Raw genomic sequence first — 9,503 nt, 5'->3', positions numbered from 1 at the left:
ACAGCGGCGGCAAGTTGACCAGTGATGCTCGGTTGACGGCGCGCATTGTCGGGCAGTTGCTCAACCTGACCGGTCAGTTAAGAGCGGGTGCCAACCTGCAACTGGCTGCCGCCAGCCTCGACAACAGCGCCAAGGGCAGCCTCTACGCCAAGGACCATTTGCAGCTCTCGGTCAGCGGCGGGTTGAACAATGCCCAAGGCACGCTCAACAGCGACGGCACGCTCGCTCTCACCGCAGGGCAGGTAGACAACAGCGCCGGCGGGCGCATCACCAGCCAGCAGCAACTCACCGCATCCGTTACCGGCCTTGACCAACACGGCGACGGACGCCTTTACAGCCAGGCGGGCGTAAGCCTGGACCTGAACCACGGCTACCTGAACAACCAAGGCGGCTTGATCCATGCTCCGGGCGCGTTACTGCTGAGTAACCTTGCCAGCGTGGATAACCAGGGTGGGGAAATATCCAGCACCCAGGCGCTGACGTTCACCGCCGATAACCTGGATAACCGTCGCGGCAAGTTGCTCAGTGAACAAGGGCTGGTGGTGCGTATCAGCAAGGCCCTGGACAATACCAAGGGCCTGGTTTCCGCCACCGGGCTGGATCTGCGGGCGAACAGCCTGGTGAATGCCGAAGGCGCCCTCAAGGTTCGCGACGGCCTGGCCGCGTACGTCGAATCGGCACTGGACAACCAGCAAGGCGAAATCCTCGGCGCCACCACCACCCTGGCTGGCGCGTCACTGGATAACAGCCATGGCCTGATCCAGGGTGACAAGCTGCTCACCCTTGATCACTCGGGCGCTGTATCTAACCGCAATGGCCGCCTTGTCACGGGCCACGCGTTGAACTTGACGGCTGCGAGCCTGGACAACACCCAGGGCACACTCACCAGCGACGGCACCCTGAACGCCTTGATCAGCGGGCAGTTGCTCAACCAGGCCGGGTTATTTGCCGCCAGCAGCCAATTGCAACTGACCGCCGCCAGCCTGGATAACCAGGCCAAAGGCCGTCTCACCGGCAAGAGCGACCTGAGCCTGGCTGTCGGCCAATTCGACAACCGCGGCGGCAGCGTTGTGGCGACGCAGCAGTTGCAGCTTAACGGCACGGCGTTGGATAACCGCGACGGCGGCCTGGTCAACTCGGGCAAGGCCATGACCCTGGTGATAGACACCCTGGACAACCGCGCCGGGGAAGTCTCCAGCGTCACCGACCTGACACTCACCGGCAGCCGGCTCGACAACAGCATAGGTGGACGCCTGCTGGCCAACGGCGAGATGCAACTGACCTTGCAGCGGCTGGACAACCAACTCAAGGGCATCATTTCCGGGCAGCGATCGATCAGCCTGAACGCCGCGCAACTGGATAACAGCGGCGAGGGCAGCCTGTACGCCAAGCGCAACCTGTCCATGGCATTGAGCGGTGACTTGAACAACCAGCAAGGCGCTCTGCGCAGCGACGGCGGCTTGAGCGTGCACGCGGCCAGCCTCAACAATGACCGCGGGCGCATCAGCAGTGCCGCGCCATTGGTACTGGCAACCACAGATGCAATCAGCAACCAAAAGGGCGAGTTGCTCAGTGCTGTCGCCTTGACCTTGACCAGTGCCAGCCTCGACAACCAGGGTGGCAAGATCATCGGTGACGGTGCCGTGCAGGTCATCACCGGCGCCTTCAACAACCAGCAAGGCGGACGCCTCACCAGCGCCGACCGCCTCGACCTGGCAGCCGGGCAGGTGGACAACCGCGGAGAGGGCCGCATCGCCAGCGCCAAGGCCCTCACCGCCAGCCTCACCGGCCTCGACCAACGGGACGGCGGCGAGCTTTACAGCCTCAGCGCCCTGACCCTGGACATGAACAAGGGGCATCTGAACAACGCCGGTGGCTTGATCAATGCGCCTGGCCCGCTGGTGCTCAAGAACCTGTCGAGTGTCGCCAACCAGGGCGGCGAGATCTCCAGCAAACAAGCCTTCAGCCTGGCGGCACAAAGCCTGGATAACACCGGGGGCAAACTGCTGAGTGACCAGGCCCTGAGCCTCAAGATCGAGCAGGCGCTGATCAACCTCAAAGGCCAGGTTTCAGCGGCCGGGCTCACGGCGCAAGCGGCGAGCCTGGACAACAGCGAAGGGGAGTTCAGCAGTACCAGGGACCTGACCCTGACGTTGGCCGGTGCCTTGCTGAACGTCGACGGCGAAGTTTCCAGCGCTGGTGCCAGCGTGGTCAACGCCATCACCTTGAACAACCGCAACGGTCAGGTCATGGGCGATGTGAGCCTCGACCTCACGACCCTGGGCGCGTTGACCAACCAGGGCGGCACCGTGGGCGCCGGCCAGCGCTTGCAGGTCGCTTCGGCGAGCCTGGACAACAGCCAGGCCGGTAGCCTGGTCAGCGACGGCAGCCTGGCGGTGAACGTCGCCGGCTTGCTGGACAACCAGGCCAAAGGCAGTGTGTTGGCCAAAGGGCTCGTGGATATTCAGGCGACAAGCCTGGATAACCGTGGCGGGCGTGTTTCCGGGCAAAACCTGCTGACCGTGCGCGGCAACAGCCTGGATAACCGCACTGGCGTGATCCGCGCCAATCAGGACTTGAACCTGCACCTCGGCCAGTTGGACAACCGTGAGGGCGTGCTCAACAGCAAGCAGGCCCTGGGCGTTACCGGCCAGTCGCTGAGCAACCAGGGCGGTTTGATCAGCGCCGTGGGGCCGGTGCATTTGAGCCTGGATAACGTCAATAACGGCAAAGGTCGTATCGCCAGCCAGAGCGACCTGGACGCCACCCTCGGCGTGTTGAACCAGCAAGGTGGCGAGCTGGTTGCCCAAGGCAATCTGACCCTTCGCGGCACCACCCTCGATAACCGCGACGGCGGTTTGGTAGGGGCCACAAAAGCGCTGAAACTCAAGGTCGACAGCGTGGATAACCGCTCCGGTGAAATCTCCAGCCAGATAGACGCCGAACTCAGCGGCCAGTCCCTGGACAACAGCGGCGGCAAGCTACTGGCCGGGACCACCCTGCAATTGACCGTGGCCCAGGTGATCAACCAGGCCAAGGGGCTGGTGTTCGCCCAGGAGGCGCGGTTTACCGGTACGCGCCTGGACAACGCCCAAGGCACCTTTGCCGGCCAGCGTGCGCTGGCCATTCAGCTGGCAGCGGGGTTGGACAACACCCAGGGCAAGCTCAGCAGCGAAGGCACTCTGACGCTGGGCAGCCAACGTATCGACAACACCGGCGGCAGTATTTCCAGCGCCGGTACACTGGGCATCACCAGCGCCAGTGATTTGCTCAACCAGGGCGGTATCGTTGAAACCGCCCAAGGCCTCACGCTGACTAGCACCCGCCTTGACAACAGTCAGCAGGGCCTGCTCAAAAGCCAGGGCGCCGCGACCCTCAACACCGGGCTGTTCGACAACACGCTGGGCGGCCGCCTGATCAGTGCCGACCGCCTTGACCTCACGGCCACCCAGCTCAGCAACGGTGGCCGCATCGCCAGCGCCGGCACCCTTAACGCCAACTTTACCGGCCTTAACCAACAGGGCGGTGAGCTGTTCAGCAACACGCAACTGAACCTGGACATGAACCACGGCGAGGTGAACAACGCCGGCTTGATCAACGCGCCGATCCTGGTGCTGAAAAACCTCGGCAACCTCAACAACCAGAACGGCGAGATCTCCAGCCAGAACGCCTTCACCCTGGCCGCCCGCAACCTCGACAACAGCAACGGCAAGCTGATCAGCAACCAGGCACTGGCCCTGCGCGTCGAGCAGGCCCTGGCCAACGTCAAAGGCCTTGTCAGCAGCGCCAGCCTCATCAGCCGCAGTGCAAGCCTGGACAACACCGACGGTCTGCTCAGCAGCCGTGGCGGCCTGGATATCAGCGCCAGCGACCTGATCGATAACCAGCGCGGCACATTGATTGGCGACGGCGCCTTGCTGCTGGCCGCCGCGAACCTGGACAACCGTGGAGGCGAGATCGCCGGCAAGGCCGAACTGGCCGTCAACGTCAACCGCCTCGACAACCGCAAAGGCCAATTGATCGGCACCCAGACCCTGCACGTCAGCGGCGCCAGCCTTGATAACCGGGGCGGTCTGGTAGGCGCCACAAAAGCGCTGAAACTCGATGTAGGCAGCCTCGACAACCGCGCCGGCGAACTGACCAGCAACGCGGACCTCAGCATCACCGGCCAGCGCCTGGACAACAGCGACAGCGGCCAGGTGTTCGCGGCCAGCGGCCTGAACCTGGCGGTCGAGCAACTGCTCAACCGCCAGGGCGGCAAACTCAGTGGCCAGCGCCTGTTGCTGACGGGCACCGGCCTGGACAACACCGGTGGCAAAATCCTCAGCCAGCAACCGTTGCAGCTGACGCTGGACGGTGACCTGGACAACAGCCAGGGCCTGCTGAGCAGTGAAGGCACCCTCGACATCAAGGCACGCAGCCTCACTAACACCCAGGGCAGCCTCTCCAGTGCCCTGGGGCTGCATGTCGACGTCGCTGGCCAGTTGAACAACCAGAACGGTGAACTGGTCACCGACGGCGCCTTGGTACTGAGCAGCGCCAGTTTGGGCAACCAGCAAGGCAGCATCAGCGGCAAGGGCGCGGTGGCGGTCAGCACCGGCGTGCTGAATAACCAGAGCGGGCGCCTCAACAGCGGCGACACCCTGAACCTGACAGCCAGCCAAGTGAACAACGGCGGCAGCATCGGCAGCGCCAAGGCCCTGACCGCCAGCGTCACCGGCCTTGACCAGCAGGGCGGCAAGCTCTTCAGTAACAGCAGCCTGAGCCTCGACCTGAACAACGGTCAGTTGAACAATCAGGGCGGGCTGATCAACACGGTCGGTCCATTGCTGCTCAATAACCTCACGACCGTCAGCAACCAGAACGGTGAAATCTCCAGCGCCCAAGCCTTCACCCTGGCCGCGCAAAGCCTGGACAACAGCAACGGCAAACTCTTGAGCAACCAAGGCCTGACCCTGCGCCTCAACCAGGCCCTGGCCAACGTCAAAGGCCTGATCGGCGCCGCCAGCCTCAACGCGCACGCAGGCGCCGTGGACAACCGGGGCGGCACCTTGACCAGTCGCAGCAACCTGCAACTGACCAGCGACGGCCTGCTCAACAACCAGGACCAAGGCCTGATCAGCGCCACTCAAATGCTGACCCTGCACAGCGCCAACCTGAACAACCAGAACGGCAGCCTGCTCGGTGCAACGGGCGTCACCCTCAGTGCCATGGCCCTGGACAACAGCGCTGCCGGCCTGATCAACAGCCAGGGCAGCCTCAACCTGAGCGCCGCCAGCCTTAACACCGACAGCGGCGGTGAAGTGTCCGCCAAAGGCGCGATGGACCTGAACCTCAGCGCACTGGCGCTGGCCGGCGGCCGCGTGGTGGGCGAACAGCGCGTGACCCTGGACCTGAACAACAGCGACCTGGACAACCGCAACGGCCTGATCCTCGCCAAAGGCCCGCTGACCCTCAACCGTCTGCGCGCCTTCAACAACCAGAACGGCGAGCTTTCCAGCCAGCAAGACCTGGCCCTGAACACCGGCACCCTGGACAACAGCGGCGGCAAGTTGATCAGCAGCCAGGTGCTGACGGTCAACGCGGCCAACCTGATCAACCAGAACGGCCTGGTCTCAGGTTGGCAGGGCCTGAACGTCGGCGGTGGCAGCCTCGACAACCGCAACAACGGCACCTTGTCCAGCCGCAACGGCGCGGTGGATGTGCGCCTTTCCGGCGAGATGCTCAATGGCGGTGCCGGTGCACTGGTCAGCCAAGGTGCATTGAGCGTCAGTGCCGCCAGCCTCGACAACAGCGGCGGTATTCTCTCCAGCGGCGCGGGGCAAAGCCTCGTCGTCAGCGGTTTGCTGAACAACGCCAACGGTGGCCTGATCGACAGCGGCACCGACCTTGACGTGCAAGCCGCCACCCTGGGCAACCAGGCCGGCACCGTCAATGCACAGCAAACGCTGGCCGTCACCGGCACAGATCTGCACAACCAGGGCGGCACACTGGCCAGCAATGGCCGCCTGACCCTGAGCCTGCTGGGCACCCTCGACAACACCAATGGCAAGCTGGCCAGCGCTGGCGCATTGCTGTTGCAACGCGCGGTTCAGGTCAACAACCAGGGCGGCCAGATCGCCAGCCAAGGCCTGCTGACCCTGCTCGCCGGCGGTATCGATAACCGCCAGCGCGGCACCATCGCCGGCAAGGACCGCCTGGCAATCACCAGCACCGGCCTGCTGCAAAACGACGCCGACGGCTTGATCTACAGCCAGGGTGCCGACCTGCAGGTGAAGGCCGTTGGCCTGAGCAACCGTGCGGGTGTGGTGCAGGGGCAGAGCGGTTTAAGCCTGGACGTCAGCGGCGACCTTGATAACGAAGGCGGCAAGCTGCTGGCGCAGACCGGTGATGTGAGCGTCAAGGCCAACACCCTGAATAACCAGGCGGGCACACTGGCCAGCCTCAAGGGCCTGCTGGATGCCAACGTCGGCGACACGCTGCTCAACGGCTATAGCCTGGGCAACAAGGCTGGCGTGATTCAAGGCCAGCGTTTGCACCTGGTGGCCGGCAGTGTCGACAACCAGCACGGCCGCATCGCAGCGCAAAATGGCGACGCAGTGGTCAACGCCAATTATTTCGCCAACGCCTATGGCGGCTTGTACGCCAAGGACCTGCTACGCGTCAGTGGGGTAGGGCTGGATAACAGCTCAGGCCAAGTGGCGGCGAACCTAATTGAGCTGGGACTCAGCGGCCAACTCAGCAACCATGCGGGGATTATCGAAAGCGACACCTTGCTCAACGTGCGCGCCAACAGCGTCGATAACCAGGGCGGCCAATTGCGCGCCATGGGCGACAGCGGCAAGACCGATTTCCAGATCGCAGGCCTGTTCGACAATCGCAATGGCCGCGTCGAGAGCCGTACCAGCGACCTGACCCTGAATGCCGCAGGCTTCCAGAACCAGGGCGGCAGTTTGCTGCACAGCGGCACCGGGACCTTTGATATTGCCACCGCCAACCTTATCGATGCCGGTGGCAACGTGGTGACGCGAGGTGGCCTGACCCTGGCCGCAGACCACTGGACCAACAGCAGTGTTATCCAGGCCGGGCGTTTGACGGTGAACGTCAATACCTTGAATCAGACCGCCAGCGGGCAGTTGCTGGCGTCTGACAGTCTTGTCGGCAGTGGCGGTAACTGGAACAACGATGGCTTGATCGCCAGCGATGGCACGGCGCAATTAACGCTGGCCGGCAGCTATGGCGGCAATGGGCGTTACAGCAGCGTGGGTAACCTGGGCCTGACTGCCGGCTCAGTGAACCTGAGTACGGCGGCGAGTGTTGCCGGCGGACAAGACAGTACGATCAACGTCGGCGGGCAGCTCACTAACGCCGGGCGCCTGACTTCCGCTAACACCATGGCCCTCACAGCCGCAGAGGTCAGCAATACGGGCACGCTGGCCACGGGTGCCAACCTGACCCTCAGCACCAACACCCTGGTTAACAGCAAGGGTTTGATCACCAGCGGCGGCGACATGCAGTTGCTGGCCAATAGCTTCACCAACGCCTATGCCGATGTCTATGGGCTGGGTGACGTACTGATTGGCAAAGACCCGAACCAGACCAAAGCCGATCTGCTCGATAACCGTTCGGGCACTATCGAGAGCGCTAAGAACCTGACGATCAATGCCATGACCGTCAATAACGTCAGGGACGTGCTGGAGTATTCGGCACATGAAAAAAGCTCGGTGAAGATCACCGAACTTGATTGCAACCTGATCCCGGGTGCCGGTTGTGACTTCCGTAGCAAAGGCCGTCGAAACGGCCTGTGGCAGATCGATGAAATCGATAGCTTGAACGTTACCCGCAGCAGCGTGGCTTCGGGGCTTAGCAGTGGCGCTGACATGCAGATCAACGCCCAGACCCTCAACAACCTGAGCAGCACCATTGCCGCGACGGGCAACCTCACCGCAAACGCGACCACCATCAATAACCAGGGCGTGCAAGCCCAGGCGATCAAGACCACCCGCACCTACTGGAACTTTGTCTCGCAGATTTTCCAGGCCTTGCCGGCGGCTGCCAACTTCAACGCTAAAAATAGCCCCACGCCATCGGCGACCGTCGAGGCAGACCTCAGCTATTTCCTGAGCCTCATGGGCGGCGGCAAGCTCTCGCAAACCATCACCACCCTTAAAAGCGATGGCCAGTCCTACGATGCAATCATCCAGGCCGGTGGCAACGTTGCGCTTAATGCCGCCCAGAACATCAACAACAGTGTGGTTCGTCCTTACTATGCCTATGTAGCGGCGGGCCGCACCAAGACTGACACAGGCGCGGGTAGCGGCTACTCGACAGCGATCGCCATCAACTCGCAGTTGCCACCTGATTTGGCTCAACAGCAAGTCAACCCCATCGCGCTTCCGGGCTTCAGCCTGCCTACCGGCCAGAACGGTTTGTTCCGACTGAGCGGGCAGGGCGCCAGCAGCGGGCAGGCCGCTCAAGCCAATGCAGGGCCGCAAAGCTGGACCCTTGGCGCTGCGAGCGTCGGTTTGGCGCAACGCCAGCAAAACCTTCCCGAAACCCAAGGCCGGACGATCCAGTTGGAGGAGGTCACCCAACTCGCCGCCAACAACCGCCAGGTCTCGGTGACGGCCCGCGAGGCCAGTGGAATCAATGCCAGTGCCAGCGCCATTAACGTTGCCGGCGTGGGCAGCGCCGACGTGGGAACGCTGCAACCTGGCCGCACCAGCGGCGGCACGATCACCCATGTCGACGGCATCGATGCCCAAAACGCTGTTGACGGCTCCCGGCCAGCGGTCGATGTATCACGTCCGAACGTCGACCTTTCTGGCCTGACACCCGCCGAGCGTGATGCCCGAATTGTGCTGACCACACCCGATGGCGCACCGTCTGGCAGCGCTCGCCCCGACCTGAACGTACCGGGCCTGTCGACCGTGGATCGCGATACCCGCGTTGTGGCCATTGCGCCGGGGAGCTCACGCCCCGACCTCAGCCTGCCAGGCCTGACACCGCTGGCCCACGATGCACAGGTTGCCGTCGGCACACCACTGCCGTCCGTGGTGGTTCCGGTAGCGCCGGTGCCGCATGAGACCCAACCGGTCATTACCCCGGTTGAACAACCCGCTGCCGCGAGCACCGGCAGCCGACCTGCCGTGGTCGTCGTCCAGCCCGCCGAAGCACAACCGACCCCGGTGGCCAGCCAGACCGTCAACCGGGTGCAGGGCCTGCCAGACAAGAGTGCGGTTTCACAGCCGCATAAATACTTGATCGAAACCAACCCGGCACTCACCGACATGAAGCAATTCATGAGCTCGGACTACCTGCTGTCCGGCCTGGGCTACAACCCGGACGAGAGCGCCAAGCGCCTGGGCGACGGTTTCTACGAACAACGCCTGATCCAGCAAGCCGTGGTCGCGCGCACCGGCCAACGCTTTCTCGACGGGCAAACCACCGACGAAAAACTGTTCAAACACCTGATGGACAACGCCATCGCCAGCAAGCAAACG

Annotated in this window: 1 protein-coding gene; it reads left to right on the top strand. The window is 63.3% G+C overall.

The window, feature by feature from the left end; translation table 11 throughout:
- Positions 1-9,503, top strand: a 9,503-nt coding sequence (locus FEM54_RS15730; RefSeq protein ID WP_420875318.1) for a beta strand repeat-containing protein, incomplete at both ends; no start/stop codon positions are given.

This window comes from Pseudomonas edaphica (assembly GCF_005863185.1).
GTDB lineage: Bacteria > Pseudomonadota > Gammaproteobacteria > Pseudomonadales > Pseudomonadaceae > Aquipseudomonas > Aquipseudomonas edaphica.
The sequence above is the reverse complement of the archived record's forward strand: the minus strand, read 5'-3'. Positions and strand labels throughout refer to the sequence as shown.